We start from the raw sequence: 1,430 nt of genomic DNA, 5'->3' as shown, positions 1-1,430 counted from the left end.
GGCATGCCCGCATCCGCGCGGTTGGCGGCGTCGTGCCAGGATCGGATTAGTCCAACAGACATTTATCCATCGGGCGCGCCAGCGTCGGAGCGAGACCACGCTCACAGCCATGCGCCCGATGGATAAATGCTTAATAGTTATGTGTAAACAACCATGAAGCAAGCTAGCCGATTTATGCCCCAATATACTCCGCTAAATGACGGTAAGCCGTTTCTTGGCTGGATGTTCATAGGCTCCGTGGCATTGCTCTTTCTGTCGGCATTTTGGAAGGCCCCGGTTCTTCTGGTTCTTATTCCAGTAATCGCTATATACAGCTACTTTGATAACAAAAGACGTACAAACAAATTTTTATTACTAGCCACACAAAGAAAAAACGAGGGTATATGTCAGTTTTCCCGCTCATTCAACTGTAGGGAAATAGACACTTGGGTAATACGGGCTGTTTATGAGCAAATTCAAGAATATGTCTCAATGAATAAGGTTTCTCTTCCCTTAAGGGCCGAAGATGATCTATTCGATTTACTAGAAATCGATGAAGAAGATTTAGACCTTGATCTATTGGAAGAAATTGCTCAAAGAACAGGCCGCTCTATGAAAAATACCGAGAAAAATCCGTACTATGAAAAAGTTCACACGTTAGGCGATTTAGTACGCTTCATTAATGAACAGCCACGCATAAAATGCACATAACAAGGCAAATCAACTCGGACGCTTCGCTCTCGCTCAGCGCCGGTTATTTGCGACGTTAGCACTACAAAGCGTACAAAAATGGCATCAATAGATGACAAACCGAATGAGAAAGCGAAAGGCCGATATATTTTAATCAGGCTTCTTTTGATAATCTCTATCCTATTGGTGGGCGGTCTTCTGTATGGGTTTGCTGGGCCAGAAAAAGAATGGGGTACAATTCAGATCGTAGGTATAATGATTTGTGTGATATTTTTTCCGTGGGAATGGTTGTTTTTTGACAAACTTAAAAGAAAGTCGAGATCAAAACAATAAGATGGATGTTCGAGGGAAAGATATGAAAGATAAATGCAAAAATTCTAGCTGCATCTGGCAGTGCTAACCAAGCCGTTCCACATGGACGCCTCGCTAGCGTTCGGCTCCGGCGAATTGCAACGTTAGCCCCTCGCGGCTTTGATGTAGCTGATGAAGTGCGAGGGCAGAAACGCCAGTGTTGCATTCAAAGTTTTATCGGTTTTGTGTGGCTCAATCACCGAAAGTGAGCCATGTCTATTCAACTAATATCGGCTAACAAGCGCCTAAAGCCGAGCCCGTACTGCGCCGTCGAGCTTGGCGGGTTGTACTCGGCCTCATCAGGGGCGCAGTACGGCCCGGCTTAGGCTGCACGTTGAACTAATCCGCTCCGCGGGGCTTTGCAGGAGCTCATCACTCACCCGCGACTGACAGCGCTTCCACGCATCGTC

1 protein-coding gene is annotated in these 1,430 nt (G+C 46.4%); it reads left to right on the top strand.

Annotation, left to right across the window (positions count from 1 at the left end; all coding sequences use genetic code 11):
* The first annotated feature begins 153 nt into the window (after positions 1–153).
* Entirely contained in the window at positions 154–690 is a 537-nt protein-coding gene (locus G3446_RS26695) for a hypothetical protein (protein WP_164456679.1), read from the top strand.
* Positions 691–1,430 lie beyond the last annotated feature (740 nt).

The sequence above is a fragment of the Thiorhodococcus minor genome (genome assembly GCF_010820565.1).
GTDB classification, from domain to species: Bacteria; Pseudomonadota; Gammaproteobacteria; order Chromatiales; family Chromatiaceae; genus Thiorhodococcus; species Thiorhodococcus minor.
The sequence above is the reverse complement of the archived record's forward strand: the minus strand, read 5'-3'. Positions and strand labels throughout refer to the sequence as shown.

What these genes read in the sequence shown, in the direction of transcription:
- G3446_RS26695 (WP_164456679.1), top strand. Translation starts at nt 154, where the DNA reads ATGAAGCAAGCTAGCCGATTTATGCCCCAATATACTCCGCTAAATGAC.